Here is a 19,209-nt window from a genome sequence, read left to right as displayed (position 1 = left end):
CCGACCACCGCTCGCGATAAGGAATGTCGTGATGCCCGAACCGAGTTTCAACCTGGCCTGGGTGGATGAAGCCCGCCTGGCCGAAGCCATCGCTCAGGCCAACCGCGAGCAGCGCCCGCTGTACGTGATCGTGCTCGCCACCAAGCCGTGCTACATCAAGCTGGCCAGCCTGGTGTTGGCCTGCGACGCGTTGCGCTTGCCGTTGCTGCTGGTCGACACCGGCCAGCACTACGACCCGGTGCTGACCCAGGCCAGGGAGGAGTTGGGCTACGAGCACCTGCTGGCGGTGAGCTTCGGCATCCGCGGGACTTTGCTGGGCCGCACCGCGCAGCTGGCGTTGGCCATCGAGTGCCTCGATGCCCGGCTCAAGGCCGGCGGCCTGCGCCAGAGCGCGGTGCCGCTGGTGTCCGGGGACACCGCCACGGCAGCGCTGTTCGCCCAGTTCTGGTACCTGGCCCATGGCGCGCGCAGCGTGCACGTCGAGGCTGGGCTGCGCAGCTACGGGCCGGCCCCGGAGGCCTGGGCGAACCTGCAGGAGCTGGCCGAACAACGCCAGTTGCGCTGGCAACGGTTCTACGAAGAACCCTTCCCTGAAGGGGTCTGCACCACCCTGGCCAGCGTGGTCGGCGACCTGCTGCTGGCCCCGGTGGAGCGCAATGTCGAGCACCTGCTGCGCGAGGGCTACCCGCTGCCACAGCTGCGCCAGGTCGGTTCGCTGAGCAGCGACGCGGTGCGTCTGGCCCTGCCTCGGGCGGCACGCAGTGCGCTGTTCAGCCTGTACCCGGCGCTGGCCCAGGGGCGCTGGTTGCGGGTAGACCTGCACCGGCGCGAGAACATGACCGCCCAGGCCTTGCAGGCGGTGTTGCAGGCCCTGGGGCGACTGGCCATCGAGGGGGTGCAGGTGGTGCTGGTGCGTAGCAACGCCCTCGACGGCGCACTGGTCCAGCATCAGCTCGCTGGCCTGCTGGACGACGTCCGGCTCGACGGCGTGGTGGTCCAGCCGATGTGGCCGCACTACACCGATGTCATCCACTTCCTGACCTCCGGCCATTGCCTGGCGCTGTACACCGACAGCGGCGGCCTGCAGGAGGAGGCCACGGTGCTGGGCGTGCCTTGCCTGACCTGCCGCCTGAGCACCGATCGCCCGGAGACCGTGCTCGACGCGCAGAGCAACCTGCTGCTGCCGCCGCTGTCGGCGGCGTTCGTCCATCGCCACCTGCGCGATGTGCTGGCGCGCCCGGCGGCCGAGGCCTGGCCGGGCTTGCAGCGTGGCCGCACGCTCTATGGCCAGGCCGTGGGGCAGGGGATCGCCGAGCTGCTCAAGGTGTACGAGGCACCTGCCGTGCTGGCGGGCGCCCAGGCACAGTACCTGCCGCGGGTGCCAGAGTGAACCGCCCGGCGCTGGCCACCGCCGCCAAGGCTGCGGCTGCGCGCCTGTGTGGTGGGCTGGGCAGTGGCGTGGGCGATCTGCGGCCCTGGCTGTCACCCATGTACCAGGCCCTGGGGCTCGAGGCCGACCACCTGCCGTCCAGCGCGCACAGCCACACCCTGTGGTGCGGCGAATTGCTCAACCGCGCCCAGTTGCAGGGCTGGCTGGGCTTGGCGGCGCAGCCGTGCACCGATGGCGAACTGCTGACCCAGGCGTTCCTGGCCTGGGGCGAGGTGACGACCCTGAACCGGATCAGCGGCAAGTTCGCCCTGGCGCACTGGAACGCCGAGCGGCAGCGGCTGGTGCTGGCCTGCGACCGTACCACGCAGTGCACGGTGTTCTACGCTCGCCTCGCCGGGCATTGGTTGTTCAGCAGCGACTTCGGCGCGTTCCGGCCATTGCACCGGCAGCTGGAAGTCGACCGGCAGACGTTGGCGCTGTTCGTGCGCTACGGTTTTGTCCCGGCGCCGCATACCTTCTACCGGCAGGTGCGCAAGTTGCAGCCCGGTCACTGGGTGGCGCTGTCGGCACATGATTGCGGCGAAGTGGCGCAACAAGCCTATGCGCCTTCGTCCTGGGCAACGCTGCCCACCACCCAGCGCACCCCCATCGACCCAGGTCTGGCCACGCAAACCTTCGAGCGTCACCTGCTGGCGGCCGTCGAGGCGCGGCTGGATGGCTCCACGGCAGGCGCGTTCATGTCCAGCGGGTTCGACTCGACCCTGGGCGCGGCGCTGTTGCAGAAAAACCTGGGCAAGCCCATCCACACCTTCACCGCAGGCTTGCACGGCATGCATTGCAACGAGGCCCCGGACGCTGCGGCCATCGCCCGCCACCTGGGAACCCTGCACCACGAGATCCGGCTTGATGACGCGGCGCTGGCAGGCGTGGTGCCTGACATCCCCACTACCTATGGCGAACCCCTGGCCGACTCGTCGCAACTGCCCTCGATGCTGTTGGCCCGCGCCGCCAGCGACTACGTCGACACGGTGTTCGCCGGCGATGGCGCCGACTGCGTGCTGGGTGAGTATGCCCAGCGCCTGGACCTGTACCGCAGCGTGCTCCGCGCACGCTGCGTGCCGCCTTGGGGCAGGGCTGCACTGGGCCGTGGCCTGGCGCTGGCCGGGCGCTGCTCGACGCCGCTGGCGACAAGCCTGGCCCGTTGGCTGGGCCGGCGCCTGGCCTTGGACGACCCCGGCCGTGACGCTTTCGAGGACGTGCGTGGCGTGCTGGCCGGCAATGGCCTGGGGCACGTGGAGCGCGTGCTCGGCGCACGGGTGCTGGACCCCGGGCGGCTGGTGCTCGGCGAAGGCTGGCGGGATATCCCCTGGCCGGGGGCCGACGCCGAGCCACCGCGGTTGTCGGTGCTGCTCGACCAGTTGGTGCAGGTGCAGGGGGAAATCCTCCTCGCGCCAGTGACGCAGAAAACCATCGGTGCCTGTGAGCATGCCGGCCTGCGGGTGGCCATGCCATTTCTCGATGGGGCGCTGCTGGACTTCGCCAGGGGCTTGCCCCACCACCTCAAGCACCGCAAGCACACCTCCAAGTGGCTGCTGCGCCAGGTGGCCTACCGGTACATCCCCAGGGCGTTGCTCGAACGCAAGAAGCTGGGCTTCAGCATCTGGGTGAGCCCGCTGCTGCGCCACCCCCTGCGCGACTGGGCCGAGCACCTGCTGGCGCCGGGTCGCCTGGGTGACGAAGGTTTCTTCGACGTGGCCCAGGTGCGCTGGGAGTGGACGCGATTGCTGCACCACGGCGAGCACTTCAGGGAAGAGCGGCTGTGGTCGGTGCTGATGTTTCAACAATGGCTCGACAGCAGCCGGGCCTTCAGCTTGCGGAGGAACGGATGAGCGCGATACGAACGGCCTTGATCGGCTGCGGCACGGTGTGCGACTGGCACCTGGAAGAGCTGGACAAGCTCAGGGACCTGTTCGACGTGCGCTGCCTGTGCGACAGCGTGCCGGGCAAGGCCCAGGCGCTGGCGCGCAAGTGGCGGGTAGCGGGCTGGACCGAGCACTTGCAGCAGGTGCTGGACGACCCGCTGATCGAGTGCGTGTGGATCCTGACGCCGCCGTTCAACCACGCCGAACTGGCCATCGCGGCGCTGCGGGCCAACAAGCACGTGTTCTGCGAAAAGCCCCTGGCCAAGACCTCGGCGCAATGCCAGGAGGTGGTGCGGGTGGCCGAGGACAGCCAGCGGGTATTCCTGCTGGGCTACCCGATGCGCTTTTCCGCCGACGCGGGCAACCTTCGCAAGGTCGTGCAAAGCGGCGTGCTGGGGCGCCCGCTGGTGTTCCGCGATGTCTGGGCGGTGTGCAAGGGGGCCGAAAGCCCGGCCATCCACGATGCCGAGCTGGGCGGCGGGGTGGTGTTCGAGCACACCCACTGGCTGGATTTCGTGACCTGGATGTTCGGCCCGGCACACAAGGTCTATGCCTCGACCCGCAAGCTCAAGCGCGGGCCGACCAGTGCCCACGACACGGTGATCGCGGTGATCGATTTCGTCGCCGGCGACCAGGCGCTGTGGTCGGAGTCCTGGGCCGCCAGCGGCCTGGGTTGGGAGCCTTTGTGCGTGGGGCGCGGCGGGATCCGCCCGAGCTTCGATGTGGTCGGCGAGCAGGGCGTGCTGCAGTTTCCCAACGCCCAGGGCGAGAAGGTCCTGAGCCTCTACCGCTACGACCGGCCCGAACAGCCGGTCAGCACCTGGACCTGGCAGCACGACTGGGGCACCAACGACGACGCCTTTCCCAACGAACACCGCCACCTGTACGCCTGCATCCGCCATGGCACGCCGCCGGTGTGCCAGGCCCGCGACGGCCTGCGCGCGGTGCAGTTGGCCGAAGCCATTCTCGAGTCCAGCCGCAGCGGCCAGCCGGTGTTCCTGCAGCCATAGCCGATCAACAGGGAGGGGATAGCGTGCAGCAGTTCAATCAGATCGTATCGGTCAATTTCCAGGGTGTGGTGGTGGTGTTCGGCCGCGAAGTGGCGGGCAAGCAGGCCATCTACTTCGACGTGCTCGGCCAGGACGTCGACAGCGACGACGATGACCTCGACTGGTCGGGTTTCACCGCGGTGACCTTCACCCAGCAGGTGCGCCAGGTGGGCATGAGCATCATCGCCGTGGACTGCGATACCTCGACCCTGGTGCCGTCGCTGGCGCCATTTCGGGTGGTCACCGACCAGAAGTACATCTCGGTCGTCCAGCAGTCCATGAACGGCACCCTGTACGTGAACCGTTTTCGCCTGCTCAAGACCAAGTCGGGCACCGACCAGAAGACCACCGACTACGAACTGTCACCGGCATGGGAAGTCCGCTACGCCCGCAGCCACAAGGAAGACGTGCCCGCCGACAAGTCCGACAAACAGGACTTCCTCGACCCCGACGGCCAGCCTTTCCTGGAACCTTCCCTCGAACTGTCGATGATTACCGGCGTGACCGACGGCCATTTCGACGCGCTGCTGCTGCCGATCGCCGGCAGCGAGCGTTTCGCCTGGCAGTTCCTGGCCCTGGATGCCAGCGCCACCTCGGTCAAGCTGTTCAATTTCCCCGCCACTGACAATGGCCTGTTCGACGTGGCCGGCAAACCCGTGGACAGCGACCTGCGCATCCAGCCGGACAGCGTGTTCGGCGTGGCCAAGGCCGGTACAAGCACCGCGCTGCCGATCACCTCGGCGCCCCGCGCAGTGACCTACGTCAAGCATGAGAAGGTGGTGCAGCCCGACGGTTCGAGCATCGGTGTGCGCCGCGCCACCCGGGTGATGATCACCCTGACCGTCGCCGACGGCACCGTCACGCTGGACTCGGCCATCGGCGTGAACGGCACCATGGCCAACCTCTCAGGGGTGATCGTCACCTCCAACATCGTCCCGGCCGAGTTCGACCTGCGTTTCGACGGTGTGTCCAGCCTCAACCTGCTGCCGCCCGCCAGCGGTGCCAACCCGCTGGCGATCAAGGGGCCGTTCGAGATCGGCCTGATGCTGGCGCCGGGGGTCAAGGGCGACGGGCTGAAGGTGCTGGGCGGTGCGCCCCAGGCCGAGGAAAAGACCCTCGCGCCCTATGTCTCGATCGTCGATGGCGACAAGCTCGAAGTGGGCTTTGGCAATGGCAGCGCGCGGGTCAGCTGCCGCACCCTGCACCCGGTGCTGTTCAACGATGTGTGGAGCGACCTGCACATCCGCTACGCGGGCAAGGGCGACAACCCCTTCACCCTGACGGTGAACGACGCGCCGGTACCGCTCACGCCCTGCAGCACCACGGCCGAGCCCAGCGGCACGGCCATGGCGCTGGTGGCGGCGGACAGCAACGGCTTCATCGGCGCGTTGAAACGCCTCGTTATCACGGTGGCAGGCACCGCCGCCGTGCAGCTGGACTGCAACAGCGTCAACTACGGCGACAACCCGCCGACCACGCTCAACCAGGCCGCCTCGGGGGTGAAAGTGACGGTGCAGGGCGCGCGCCTGGAACCTTCGGCCTCGCCAGTCAACAGCGACATGAGCGGGGCGTTCTATATCGACGCCATGGGCCTGACCTACTACGCAGGCCTTGCCGGGTTCATCCGCCCGAACGCGGCCACCTGCCTGATCGACGGCTCCGACGGCCTGCTGCACCTGTACTACCCCGGCGACGGCGACCTGCTGACGGTGGCGCAGTTCTCCACCCAGTCGGCGCGTGCCACCTTCACCGTCGACTGGACCACGCAATGGGGCGGCAGCGGGGCCAGGGCGGCGGCGCTGGAGCTGCCCGCGACCTCGGTGGCGCTGTACCGTGGCGTCAGCTGCGAGCACTGGGCACCGGTGGCCGCGCGGCTGCTGGTGGCCCCGGACGCCACCCAGAGCGGCTTCGTGAACTTCGTCGCCCACCGGGTCGGCACCTACATGAACAGCACGCGGATCACGGTCGCCGCCTCCAGCGTGTCCGAGCTGCTCTGCGACATCCACGTCGAGGCCGCGCAAAGCGTCGGCACGGAGACCTGGCGGGGCCTGCCACGGGACATCGCACAGCTGACGCAGATCTGGAACGGCGCCGCCTCCAACAACCCGGACGATCCCCAGGTCCTCGACCAGTCCAAGCCCTATTTCGACTACGCGGGCAGCGCGCCGGCGGTGCTGGTGCCCACCCGCACGGGCGGCAACGGCAGTTTCTTCCTGCTGACCTCGGTGCCGCAGCTGCCGGTCACGCTGACTTCGGTGGTGGTCGCTGCCGGGGCCACCGATGAGTTCGTGGTGGTCGACATCACGATGGCGGCGCCGCCGCGCTGGCCGGCCAGCGCCACCCTCAACCAGCACTGGCCCGCCGTGCCGGCGACGCCGCGCACTTTGCTCGACGTGTTCGCCGGCAAGGCGCCGCACTACGACTACAGCGCGGTGACCACCGCTGGCAGCCGCGCCTACGGGCTGCCCCTGAGCCTGGCGCGCTCCGACGAGCAGGTCAGCCATGTGCTGGTGTTCGTGCGCGACGAGCAGAAGGACTTCACGGTGACGGTCAGTACCGCCACGCAGCCGCTGCTGTGCAACGTGGTCATCTGCGGCGTCAGCCTGCCCGACGTGCCTCGCGAGCAGGCCGGGTTCGTCAAGGTGCTCAATGGCGACGCGGCCGGTTATGCCTACCCCAGCGGCTACCAGACTGGCCTGGCGACCTTGATCTATGCCATGGGCAACGGCTTGAGCGCCGACGTGGTCGACACCCCGGCACCCGCGCCCGAAGGTGGCGCGTTCGCCTATGCCGGGCTGCTGCGCGTGCTGTTCCAGGGGCCAAGCTACGATGCCCCCGGGATGGCCACCCAGGCCTTGACCCGCGCGGCGGTCATCCAGAGTGCGCGGCTGGCGTTCAATGGCCGGGACGATGCCATTCGTGGCTCGATGCTGTTCGGTGCGCTGGTCGACGCACCGCCCACCGACGGCGGAGTAGGGCGCCTGACCAACACCTCGGTGCACCCGGGCGGCATCGCCCCGGTACTGACGCCCGGGGTTAACGGCGGCTGGATGCCGCTGCCTCCGAGCTTCAGCCTCGACCTGAACCCGCCGAACAAGAGCAACTACGTGGCGTTCAATGTCGACAAGGCGTACTCGCCCTCGGACCAATTGGCGATCACCGACGACCTCACCGTGGAGGCCTGGCTGGCCCTGAGCGACAGCCGCATCAACCCGTCGTCGCGGGCGCTGTCCTATAACGTGCTGGGCAACCGCAAGCACCCGGACCTGCCGGTGCAATACATGATTGGCGCGCGCCAGGGCCCCGGGCTGGAGATGAGCGACAGCACCTACGTGACCCGTGCCTTCAACTTCAAGCCGCCGGCGTTGTCCTTGCAGGTCTACGTGTTTCTGCCGCAGAGCGGCCTGAGTGGCACGCTGCTGTCGGTCTGGCAGGTGCGCGGCAGCGGCCAGTACGTGCAGTTGGCGGTGGATGAGTATGGCAAGGCGGTGTTCACCTTCCTGGACGACAAGGGCGAGGTGAAAACGGCCCAGCCGCTACCGGTGGGGGCCTGGACCTGCCTCACCGCAGTAGTGGAGCTCGCCGGGCAAGGGCAGGTGACGCTCAAGCTGTCGGTCAACGCCGGGGCCCCGGTCAAGGCCACGGCCAGCAACAGCTTCAGTGGCGACCTCGGCGCGTTGATGCTGGGCAGCAACCAGGGCGGCAGCCTGCCGGCCCGGGTCAACGGCGTGGCGTTCTGGCAGCGGGCGCTGAGCGACAGCCAGATGCAGAACAGCTTCAGCCAAGGCTTCGCCGACACCGACTCGATGCTGGGCATCCGCTGGAACCTGGCCGAAGGCAGCGGCATCGTGATCACCAACTCGGCCGCCACCGGTGTCGAGTACGACGCCACGCTGATCAACCCGGCCAGCCCCGCCTGGAGCGCGCAGGGGGCGTTCCAGGTGCCCTATGCCGGGCGCAACGAGCTGGTGCTGACCTCCAACCGCATCCTCAAGGGCTGGACCCATGTGGCGCTGGCCTCGCGCCAGGGGCATGGGCTGAGGTTGCTGGCCAGCAACTACGGCAAGGTCAGCGACGGCGATGCCTTCAACCCCTCCAGCACCTTCGCCCTGGAAGCCTGGATCGCACCGTCGGCGTTGAACCGCAAGCAGATCCTGCTGGAGAAGAACGGCAGCTATTCGCTGTACATCAACACCCTCGGCCAGGTGTGCCTGACCGTGCAGTTGCAGATGGACCCACCCAAGTACGACGACCCACCCGTCAATTTCACCCACGAGGTGAAGTTCGCCATCTCGGCCGGGGCGACCACCTACGTGGCCCTGAACTTCAGCACCGGCACCGTGCCCAACGACAGCGGCAGCAAGGAGTACGTGGCGCAGAAGTACTACGTGCGGGCCGGGTTGTACCTCAACGGCGCCCTGGTGGCCGAGCAGATGCGCAACGACCTGGCGCGCCCGGCCACGGTGCGCACGCAGACCTCGTCCTTCTACCTGGGGGTCAACGACGACCTGACCTTCAACTACGAGGGCCTGATCTCCCACGTGCGGGTGTGGAACCGCACCCTGGCCACCGACCAGATCGCCCAGACCTACGACTTGCGCCTCACGCCAGCCTCCACCGATGGCCTGGTGGCTGCCTGGGACTTCGACGAGATGGCCGGCACCAACGCCAAGGACCTGACCGGCAACAACACCCTGGTACTGAGCAGCAACCAGTTGTGGACGCTCTGGCAGGACGTGGCCCAGGCCAGCCTGGTGGTCAACGGCCGCGGCAGCCTGCCGCTGCGCCTGAAGGTGGCCGATGTCGGCGGCTACCAGGACAACCAGTTCACCTTCGGCGGCGCCCGCCAGGGCACGACGCTGACGCTGCCCTACAGCGGCCGCATCGACGATGTGCGGCTGTTCTCCACGCGCCTGACCGAGCAGCAGATCCGCGAGAGCATGAACAAGGCGCTGGTCGGTGGCGAGGAGCACCTGGCCGGCTACTGGCGCATCGAGGCCGGCTCCGGCCCGACGCTGTTCGACTTCACAGGCCTTGGCAACAACGGCACGCTGACCCCGGCGGGTAGCCCACCGCAGTGGAGCAGCGCCGCGGCGCCGATCCAGAACGAGGCGCAGTACGTGGTCAACACCCTCGGCGGCACGCCGGACTACTACGTCGCGCGGATCCAGGGCCAGCCTTCGGTGATCGAGTACGCCAGCGCCGAGAAGGACGCCTACGGCAAGATCTTCAGCGTGATGAAGCGCGGCTATTTCTACCAGAGCAGCGATGGCGTGACGGCGCTGGAGGTAGGCTACAAGGTGGGTGACCTGGACACTCTGTTCGTCGGCCAGGTGCAGAGCAAGCCAACCATCATCGGCTTCATCGAAGGCGGCCCACCGCTGCCCAGCGAGAACCAGACCCTGGCCTACTGGGTCGGCGATATGGGTGGCCCGGCGTCGGACTACGCCTCGGCCTGCTCGGTCACCTACCAGGAGAGCGAAAGCAAGAGCTGGACCTTCACCGGCAACAAGACCTCGACCTTCAACGGCGAATTCAACCTCAAGGGCGGCCTGTACCAGAAGAGCAAGAGCGATGTGTCGGTGGGCCTGGGCGCCGAGGCCGAGACCATGGTGCTGGAAACCACCATCACCGGCGGCGCGAAGATGGTGCTGTCGGGCAACCTGGGCGACGGCCTGGAGGTGTCGCAGAACCATTCCAGCAGCGTGAGCCTGGCCACTTCGATGACCCCCACCGGCAACTGGGAGGCGGCCAACGCGGTGCTCAACCTGACGGTGGGGCGGCGCTACATCCAGAACAACGTGGGCATTGCCCTGGTCAAGTCGTCCACCGCCGACCTCTACATGCAGGCGCTCAAGGGCACGCAAACCCCCGTCGGCTATGTGCTGGCGCCGAACACCACGATCCCGGTGGACACCAACATCATCGATTTCCCGATCAACCCGCGCTATGTGAAGAACGGCACCCTGGACGGCAAGGTCGGCCTGGTCAACGACCCGGACTACCCCGAAGCCAACGATGAGCGCGGCAGCTACTTCAAGCCGCTCGAAGCCTACGACACCAAGCGCAGGATCGAGAAGCAGGAGCAGCAGCTCAAGGCCTACTACGACCAGTTCGATGTCAAGAAGTACCGCACGGTGGCGGCCATGGACAACCTGCGCGACAAGCTCAAGTCCAACCAGTTCTACGACTTCGCCAACCAGCGCAACCTGCGCAGCCTCTACAACAACTACGTGTGGACGGCGGCGGGGGGGCTGCACAAGGAAGAGCACAGCTTCGCCAACAGCTATAGCGAGACTTACACCGGCACCAGCAGCCTGACCTTCGCCGCGGGGCTGGAGTTCAAGGCCGATATCGGCACGCCGTTCGGCGGCTACTACATCGAGGCCGACACCCTGCTGGGCAACACCTGGACCATGACCGCGACCAAGGTCGAGGCACTGTCCAACGGCTTTGCCCTGAGCTGCAGCGTCAGTCCGACCAACTTTCTGCCCGCGCCGATCCTCACCCAGGAGGGCGGCAACCTGAAGTTCAGCGGCTATGGGCCCAACGCCGCACCGGGCAAGGTCGATGCCTACCGCTACATGTCGTTCCTGCTGGCACCGGCCGCCGACAACTTCAGCGCATTGGCCCAGGTGGTGGACCAGAACTGGCTGAACAATTCCACCAGCGCCTCGGCCGCCGCTATGCGCGAGGCCATGAACAACCCCAGCGAGCCGTGGCGGGTGATGTACCGCACCACCTATGTCAGCCGCGTGCCGGCGGCGTTCCAGCCGGTCAAGGCCGACACCAACGCACCCAACATCACGCCCCCGGCCAACTTGGCGTCCAACCACTGGCTGGTGAGCGTGATCGACAAGCAACTGGACAAGACCGACCCGACTCGCCTGGAGATCGGGACGGCGATCGACACGGTGCTGGGCAGCCCCAGCGCCGGCCCAGGCCTGCTCAAGGACCTGATCCCCTGGTGGGCCGCCTTCTACACGGCGGCCAAGGTGTACGGGAGTGACGAATTCCTCGAACTGGCCGATCTGCGGGTCGACTTGCTGAACTACATGGCCAGCAAGTACGAAGCAGAGCACTACCGCACCCGCTGACCCACAACCCACGTAAAGGAGCTACGAACATGGCAGATACAAGCTTTGCAGTGACCGGAATCTTCTCCGGCCTGCAGATCGTCTCGACTGGCATCGGCGGCCTGGTCAACGTCGCCTCGAGCGTCTCGGCGCAGACCGGCTACGCCATCGCCCGCCAGCAGACCTCCGACGGCACGCCGTACACCTTGCTCACCGCCGCGAACACCCAGGCGGTGAACGACCCGGCCAGCCTGGTGGTCAGTGCCCAGTACGCGCAAATCGTCACCTTCGCCGAACTGGACCTGGAGGTGCGCTACACCGACATCCCGGCCGATACCCAGGTGTCGGTGGATGCCAGCAACCCCAAGCTTGCGCTCTCGCGCCAGGACATCGCCGGCACCAGCCTGCTGGGCAAGCAGAGCAAGCAGCAGGAAGCCTTCGAGATGGACCTGAGCCTCAACCTGTGGGTGGCCAAGCCCGAGCAGCTCAAGGCCACCTCGTCGATCACCCTGAGCCTGTCGAGCATCGATGGCAGCTCGGGTGGGCCGGTGAAGAAGACCCTGCTGCAGAAGGTGCAGATCAACCTGTCGAAATAACCCCTGCAAGGAGCACGCAACATGGCTACTGAAACCTGGAGCGGCATCGTCGTACGCGCGACCCTGGCGGAGAATGGCACGGTTCCGCGCAGCGCCTCGTCGTCCTCGCCCGACATCATCCTCGCCGGCAAGGAGCCGCTGGCCGTCCCCTCGGTACTCACCGACCCGGCCAACTACAACAACGGCTACGACAACAAGCTGTACATCGGCTTGCCCAACTACCTCTACGTGCGTGGCAAGAACTACACCGCGGGTGAGCTGGCGGGGTTCTGGAACCTGTTCTGGGCCACCCCCAACATCCTGCTGTACCCGTACCTGTGGGAAGGCAACCAGCTGAAGACCTCGGGAGGCGACAAGAACCCGCCGTTCGCCATCAAGGCCGGGGCCATCGGCGCGTCCCTCGACTGCTTCACCTGGGTGCCGCCAGACACCTCCGACCACTACTGCATGATCGCCGTGGCCAGCACCCCGGACCACCCCAACCCGCTGAAGGGCGTGACCAACATCACCGACCTGGCGGACGTGCTGTCGAAGAACGCCAACATTGCCCAGCGCAACGTGCAGATGGTCCGCGGCGACCTGCCGCAGGTGGTCAGCACAGCCGGCTACAACCAGGGCGACGAAGGCGCGCTGGTGGACCTGGCGGTGGTGTTCGAGAACATCCCCAAAGGCACCAAGTACACCATTTCCTCGGGTACGCCGCTCAATGGCAAGACCCTCAGCCATTCCGACAACAACACCCTGGACAACGACTTCAAGTACGCCTGGGTCGGCCAGGACATCCCCGCCAACTGGCAGACACTGTTCACCTTCACCCTGTCGTTCGGCAGCGACTGGTCGGGGATCGAGCCGGGCAAGAAGCCCAAGGTGACCATCCGCGGCGAGCTGGTGCAAGGCTCCGCAGACCGGCTGTATCACAACCCGGCGGCGTACTTTGCCGACCCGCATCCGCACACGCGCGCGGTGCGCCTGGATGCGACGGGGGGGCCGGTGAAGCTGATCGTGGCGGGCAGTGTCACCACGCTTTACACCGACATCGGGCCTAAATAGCGGCCCTTGCAGCGTGTAGCGTCCATGGATCGAGCGCCGCCCGCGCGGCGCTCGATCTTGGCCGCAACACATCTCTCACCCAGGCTAATACTTTAGTCGTAGCCCTTCAGTTCATGGAGGCCCCGACCACGCACCCCTTATAGACTCGCCCGGTAATCCGACAATCCAACAAGAAAAGGACATTACCGTGGCCGCTGAAATCCAAGACAGCCGCTCCGCCCGCTTTGCCCTGCGCTGCTCCAACTGGGCCGAACGCTGGTTCCCCGACTCCTGGGTGTTCGCCGCTTTGGCCGTGATGCTGGTGTCCCTGGGCGCCCTGGCCATGGGCGCTAAGCCCACCGACACCGCCAAGGCCTTTGGCGATGGCTTCTGGAGCCTGATCCCGTTCACCATGCAAATGGCCTTCGTGGTCATCGGCGGCTATGTGGTGGCCAGCTCGCCACCCGCCGCGCGGCTGATCGACCGCCTGGCGCGCCTGCCGAACAACGGGCGCTCGGCGGTGTGCTGGGTGGCGCTGATCTCGATGCTCGCGTCCCTGCTCAACTGGGGCCTGTCGCTGGTGTTCGGCGGCCTGCTGGTCCGGGCCCTGGCCCGGCGCAAGGACTTGAAGATGGACTACCGCGCCGCCGGCGCCGCCGCCTACCTGGGCCTGGGCGCCGTATGGGCGTTGGGCTTGTCGTCGTCGGCCGCGCAGCTGCAGGCCAACCCGGCCAGCTTGCCACCCTCGATCCTGTCGATCACCGGGGTGATTCCGTTCACCGAGACCATCTTCCTCTGGCAGTCTGGGGTGATGCTGGCGGCGCTGGTGATCGTCTCGCTGGTGATCGCCTACGCCACCGCCCCTGGCCCGAACAGCGCGCGCAGCGCCGAGGACTGCGGGGTCGATCCAAGCTTCAGCGCACCGCCGTCGCCACAGCGCAGCCGCCCGGGCGAATGGCTGGAGTACAGCCCGATCCTGATCCTGCTGCTGGTGGCCCTGGCCGGCGGCTGGCTGTACCAGGAGTTCGCCACCAAGCCCGCGATCACCGCGATCTCCGGGCTGAATACCTACAACCTGCTGTTCATCATGCTCGGCGCCTTGCTGCACTGGCGTCCGCGCAGCTTCCTCGATGCCGTGGCGCGCGCCGTGCCGACCACCACCGGGGTGTTGATCCAGTTCCCGTTGTACGGCTCGATCGCCGCCATCCTCACCCAGGTCAAGGGCGCCGATGCCCAGACCCTGGCCCACCACATCTCGCTGTTCTTCACCCAGATCGCCACCCACGACACCTATGCGCTGCTGATGGGCGTGTACTCGGCGGTGCTCGGCTTCTTCATCCCGTCCGGGGGCGGCAAGTGGATCATCGAGGCACCGTACGTGATGCTGGTGGCCAACGACCTGCAGTACCACCTGGGCTGGGCCGTGCAGATCTACAACGCCGCCGAGGCGTTGCCGAACCTGATCAACCCGTTCTACATGCTGCCGCTGCTGGGCGTGCTGGGGCTCAAGGCGCGTGACCTGATCGGTTTCTCGTTCGTGCAGTTGCTGGTGCATATCCCGCTGGTGCTGGTGTTGCTGTGGGCGTTGGGTACCACCTTGCAGTACGTGCCGCCTGTGATGCCGTAATTCTTCCGAAGTGCGTTGGTTTAGTTCGAGAACCTGGGACCGCTTTGCGGTCCTTTCGCGACACAAGGCCGCTCCCACAGGAGATTGCAATTCCCTGTGGGAGCGGCCTTGTGTCGCGAAAGGGCTGCGCAGCAGCCCCAAGGTCTTCAAGACAATCCACAAACCGGAAACGGCTGGACTCTACAAGATTCGATAACGATTCGCATCCGAGAATCGTTCTCCTATGGCTGCCTCTCACGGCAGCCAAGGACACCCCTCGAATCGAACAAGGAGAAAGGCAGCGATGTTCGCGCCCATCAGCCGTTCCATGACCCTGGCCCTGGGTCTGTGTGCCACCGTGATCAGCCCGCTAGCCCTGGCTGAAGAGGCCGAGCCGAAGGCCGAGGACGGTGTGCTGGAGCTCGGTGCCACCGAGGTTCTCGCCCAGGGCCTGGGCAGTACCACGGAGCACACCGGCTCCTACACCACCGGCAGCATGAGCGCGGCCACGCGCCTTAACCTGTCGATCAAGGATACGCCGCAGTCCGTCTCGGTACTGACTCGCCAGCAACTCGACGACTTCCGGCTCGACTCACTGTCCGAAGCCATGGCCCATGTCACCGGTGTCACGGTACAGCGCAGCGACTCGGAGCGGCCGGCCTATTACGCCCGCGGCTACGCGATCAACAACTTCCAGATCGACGGGATGCTCAACACCTTCTCGGGGCTCAAGTCCGACTCGGACACCATCATCTACGACCGTATCGAGGTGGTGCGGGGCGCCACCGGCTTGACCACCGGCGCCGGCGATCCGTCCGGGACCATCGCCATGGTGCGCAAGCGCCCGACCGGGCAACTGGCGGTGCAGACCGGGCTGAGCGCCGGCAGCTACGACAACTACCGCGGCTACCTCGATGTCGGCGGGCCGCTGGGGTGGCAAGGGCGCCTGCGCGGGCGCACGGTACTGGCCTACCGCGACAGCCAATCGTTCATGGACAAGTACGCCAGCCAGCGTGAAGTGGCCTACGGCATCCTCGAGGCCGACCTGACCGACAGCACCGTGCTGGCGGTCGGCTACGACTACCAGAACAAGCATGTGCAAGGCGCCTCCTGGGGCACCGTGCCGTACTGGAACGCCGAAGGCGCCAAGGCGCACATGGCGCGCTCGACCAACCTGGCGACACCCTGGTCGTCCTGGCCGTTGAAGGACCAGACCCTGTTCGCCACCCTGGACCAGCGCCTGGGCGACGACTGGCTGCTCAAGGCCGCCTATACCCAGCGGCGCAGCGACAGCGACGGCAAGGTGTATTACGGCGGCAACGGCTTTCCCGCCGCCGACCGCAGCGGCATGAATGCCTGGACCTCGCACTTCTCTGGGGTCGAGCGCATGCGCGCGGTGGATTTCAACCTGGCTGGACCCTATGGGTTATTCGGCCGCAGTCACGACTTCATGGTCGGTTATGGGGTTTCCAAGCTCAGCAGCAGCTCACCGTTCTATACCGGGCGCAGCGACCCGCCCGGCTACTCGAAGATCGACGACTGGAAGTACATGGGGGCGATCCCCAAGTTCGTCGACCACGACAGCGGGCTGGATGCCTCGCGCTCGTTCACCCGGCAGAAGGCCGGGTACCTGGCCACCCGGCTCAACCCCACCGACCGCCTGCACTTCGTGCTCGGCAGCCGCTACGGCAGCTGGCAGAGCGAAAGCCGCAGCTGGAACTACGACGCCAACCTCGACCTGACCCGCGCCAGCCGCAGCCAGCAGACCCAGAACGACCAGTGGACGCCCTATGCCGGGGTGCTCTATGACCTGACCGAGCAGTACACGGTGTATGCCAGCTACACCGATATCTTCAACCCGCAGACGCGCAAGGATGTCAGCGACAAGTTCCTCGAGCCGATTGTCGGCAAGGTCTACGAGGTGGGCCTGAAGGGCAGCCTGTTCGACGACCGCGCGCACCTGAGCACGGCGCTGTACCGCAGCAAGCAGGACAACGTCCCCGAACTCGACGATTCGGTGCCGCTTGGGCCAAACGGCCAGCAATATTACAAATCCGGTGGCAAGGGCGTGGTGGTGGAGGGCTTCGAGGCCGAACTGGCCGGCGAGGTGCTGCCTGACTGGCAAATGAGCCTGGGCTATAGCTACACCCATGCCGCCAGTGGCGACAAGAGCCGCAAGAACACCGAGCAGCCACTGAACCTGGTGCGTTTCTCCAGCACCTACAAGCTGTCACCGCAACTGACCCTGGGCGGTAGCCTCGACTGGCAAAGCGATACCTTCGGCATGGGGCGGCGTCCGATTGGCCGCGATGCCAAGGGCAATATCGTCACCACCCCAGATCGCATCACCCAGCAGGCGTTCGCCGTGGTCGGGTTGATGGGGCGCTACCACTTCGACGAGCACCTGTCGGCGTCGGTCAACGTCAAGAACCTGTTCGACCAGCACTACTTCAACAACGTCGGCTTCTACAACGGGGTCTACATGGGGGAGCCGCGCACGCTGCTGGTCAGCCTGGACTGGCGGCTGTAGGCTGCCTGGCGCAGAGGGGGGCCATCGAGTTGAAGACCAAATGCTAGGGCGGCACCGTTCAGGCGTTACCTAGTGTGTCTTCAGCGCCAGCCCTGGGGCGCCGCCTGCGGCTCGGAACCTGAGCGGCGAGCCGCGGCGCCGCCTTGAGGCGTTGCTCATCATGGGCGTCAAAGCTCACCAACCCTTGCCCCAGCCTCGGCTTCTTGGCACCCTTTGCCAGCCATTGCGTCTCGTCAACACAAGGAACCCTCAAGGTGAGCTGGGAAAAAGTCGGTAAAACACTGGCCGCGTCGCTGGTCGTGGCAGTCTGCGTCGCGGCCTTCTACACGGTGCTGCGTGACGACGACCGGCTGCAGGCGCGCCTGACCTACGCCCACCTGACCTACCCGGGGCAGTTCAACGAGCGCGTCACCCAGGCCAACGACCTGCTCAAGTACGAACGCCTGCACGCGCGCGTCGGCGCCATCGCCGCCGGCAACCTCGACCACCAGCAGGTCGACAAGCTGGTCGAGCTGGCCCAGGCGCCGTATTTGCAACTGTTCGCCCGGCCCTTCGAGGCCGGCCTGGTGGATCACCGCACCGGCCTGCTCATCGAGTTGCACAACCCGCGCCAACAGGCGCTGCAGGACGTGCAGATCCGCTTGCCGGGCAAAGGCCTGGTACAGGTGCGCGATGCGGCCGGCAACGACACCTTGATCCCGGCGCCGACCAACCTCATCGACATCCCGGTCATCGACGCCCAGGGCGAGGCCAAGGTCTGGGTGTATTTCGATGCCGACTATTCGCAGATCCGCCAGGGCGGCATCGGCATCCGCCAGGGCGGCGCCAGCGCGCAGATCCACGTGGTGCGCGAGTTCGTCGGCTTCCCCGCCTGGGTGGCGCGCTACAGCCGCGAGCTGGTGCTGCTGCTGGCGGCGCTGTCGGGGGCGGTGCTGGTGCTCGGTTACCGTAATCTGAAGCGCCCCTGCAGGGCAGTCGCTGAGGGGAGCAAGCGTGCTCAGTAAATGGCCACAGGGTTGATGTTCACCTGGGTCGAGCCTTTGTACAACGGCTGGCCCAGCACGAACAGGAATTCGAACGCCTTGTCCTTGACCAGTTCACGGCTGTCGATCAGTTCGAGGTTGTAGATCCCGCGCTTGGCCAGCATGAACTGGTTGACCGGGAACTCTTCGCCGGTCGGGTTCGGGTACACCTCGGAGGCCCAGGTGTCGCCGCCGAAGGCGACGATGCCCTGGTCGGCCAGCCACTGGGCGGCGGCCAGGTCGATACCCGGCTCGGTGGCCAGGAACTGCTGGTTGTCCTTGCCGATCAGCTCCAGCCAGCCGGTGTTGAACAGCACCACGTCGCCTTTGCGCAGGGTGATGTTCTGTTTCTTCAGCACCGCCTTGATGTCGGCGACGGTGAAGGCGGTGCCGCCGGGCACGATGGCCTTGCCGTAGTGGGCGGTCATGTCCAGCACCACGCCGCGGGTCACCATCGGTGGTACCTTCTCGACGCCCAGCTTCTTCACGCCTTCGACGGTGACGAAGTCGGCGGCCTTGTTGCCGTTGTAGTAGACGTTGTCGATACCGATGTGGCCGATGCCGTTGAGCTGGGTGCCGACGCCGGTCCAGCCGTTGACCAGTTCATCGTTGAAGGTGAACTTGTTGCGGCCCAGGCTTTGCCCGGCCTGTTCGCCCGGCTGGATGTTGTACAGGTGGAAGCTGCGGTGGCGGAAGGCGGGCAGGTCCTTGCTCACCGGCACGGCCAGTGGGTAGGTCTTGCCGGTCTTGACCAGGCCGACGGCTTGCTTGACCACCTCGGGGGTGAGCAGGTTGGCGGCGCCGATTTCATCATTGGCGCCATAAGGGGACTGCTGCCAGTCGGCGGCGATCGCCGAGTGGGCGGTGGCGGCCAGGGCGGCGGCGAGCAGCAGGGGCTTGAAGGCTTTCATGGGGCATCTCCTGAAGGGGGGAAGGCGTTGTCAGGAGTGGATTCTGGGCAGCCCGGCGCCCGGGAAAAAGCCGGCGCC

10 protein-coding genes are annotated in these 19,209 nt (G+C 66.6%); 9 read left to right on the top strand and 1 reads right to left on the bottom strand.

What is annotated here, in order from left to right; all coding sequences use genetic code 11:
- Window positions 1-31: 31 nt before the first annotated feature.
- From NJG22_RS07655 to NJG22_RS07615, 9 genes are all read left to right on the top strand, one after another.
- Window positions 32-1,390 (top strand): UDP-N-acetylglucosamine 2-epimerase, encoded by a 1,359-nt coding sequence (locus tag NJG22_RS07655; RefSeq protein ID WP_253093474.1) that lies wholly within the window; start codon window positions 32-34, stop codon window positions 1,388-1,390.
- A complete protein-coding gene (locus tag NJG22_RS07650) occupies window positions 1,387-3,279 on the top strand; it encodes an asparagine synthase C-terminal domain-containing protein (protein WP_253093473.1) in 1,893 nt (630 codons plus the stop codon). The genes NJG22_RS07655 and NJG22_RS07650 overlap by 4 nt, the downstream gene beginning before the upstream one ends.
- Window positions 3,276-4,322, top strand: a complete 1,047-nt coding sequence (locus NJG22_RS07645) for a Gfo/Idh/MocA family oxidoreductase (protein WP_253093472.1) — start codon at window positions 3,276-3,278, stop codon at window positions 4,320-4,322. Before NJG22_RS07650 ends, NJG22_RS07645 begins: the two co-directional genes overlap by 4 nt.
- A gap of 23 nt (window positions 4,323-4,345) precedes the next feature.
- Window positions 4,346-11,458, top strand: a complete 7,113-nt coding sequence (locus NJG22_RS24650; RefSeq protein ID WP_253093471.1) for a LamG-like jellyroll fold domain-containing protein — start codon at window positions 4,346-4,348, stop codon at window positions 11,456-11,458.
- A gap of 29 nt (window positions 11,459-11,487) precedes the next feature.
- A complete protein-coding gene (locus tag NJG22_RS07635; protein WP_253093470.1) occupies window positions 11,488-12,033 on the top strand; it encodes a hypothetical protein in 546 nt (181 codons plus the stop codon).
- Window positions 12,034-12,054: 21 nt separating this feature from the next.
- A complete protein-coding gene (locus tag NJG22_RS07630) occupies window positions 12,055-13,083 on the top strand; it encodes a hypothetical protein (RefSeq protein WP_253093469.1) in 1,029 nt (342 codons plus the stop codon).
- Between the two features lie 187 nt (window positions 13,084-13,270).
- Window positions 13,271-14,689 (top strand): TIGR00366 family protein, encoded by a 1,419-nt coding sequence (locus NJG22_RS07625; protein ID WP_253093468.1) that lies wholly within the window; start codon window positions 13,271-13,273, stop codon window positions 14,687-14,689.
- A gap of 283 nt (window positions 14,690-14,972) precedes the next feature.
- Window positions 14,973-17,198 (top strand): TonB-dependent siderophore receptor, encoded by a 2,226-nt coding sequence (locus tag NJG22_RS07620; protein ID WP_253093467.1) that lies wholly within the window; start codon window positions 14,973-14,975, stop codon window positions 17,196-17,198.
- A 254-nt stretch (window positions 17,199-17,452) separates the two neighbouring features.
- Window positions 17,453-18,202 carry a hypothetical protein gene (locus NJG22_RS07615; RefSeq protein WP_253093466.1) on the top strand — a complete coding sequence of 250 codons (750 nt, stop codon included), beginning with the start codon at window positions 17,453-17,455 and terminating at the stop codon, window positions 18,200-18,202.
- Here the strand turns inward: NJG22_RS07615 and NJG22_RS07610 are convergent.
- A complete protein-coding gene (locus NJG22_RS07610) occupies window positions 18,196-19,131 on the bottom strand; it encodes a cyclase family protein (RefSeq protein WP_253093465.1) in 936 nt (311 codons plus the stop codon). The genes NJG22_RS07615 and NJG22_RS07610 overlap by 7 nt on opposite strands.
- Window positions 19,132-19,209 lie beyond the last annotated feature (78 nt).

The organism is Pseudomonas sp. VA159-2, from assembly GCF_024126635.1.
GTDB lineage: Bacteria > Pseudomonadota > Gammaproteobacteria > Pseudomonadales > Pseudomonadaceae > Aquipseudomonas > Aquipseudomonas muyukensis.
Note: the sequence above shows the minus strand (reverse complement) of the source record. Positions and strands in the feature narration are given on the sequence as shown.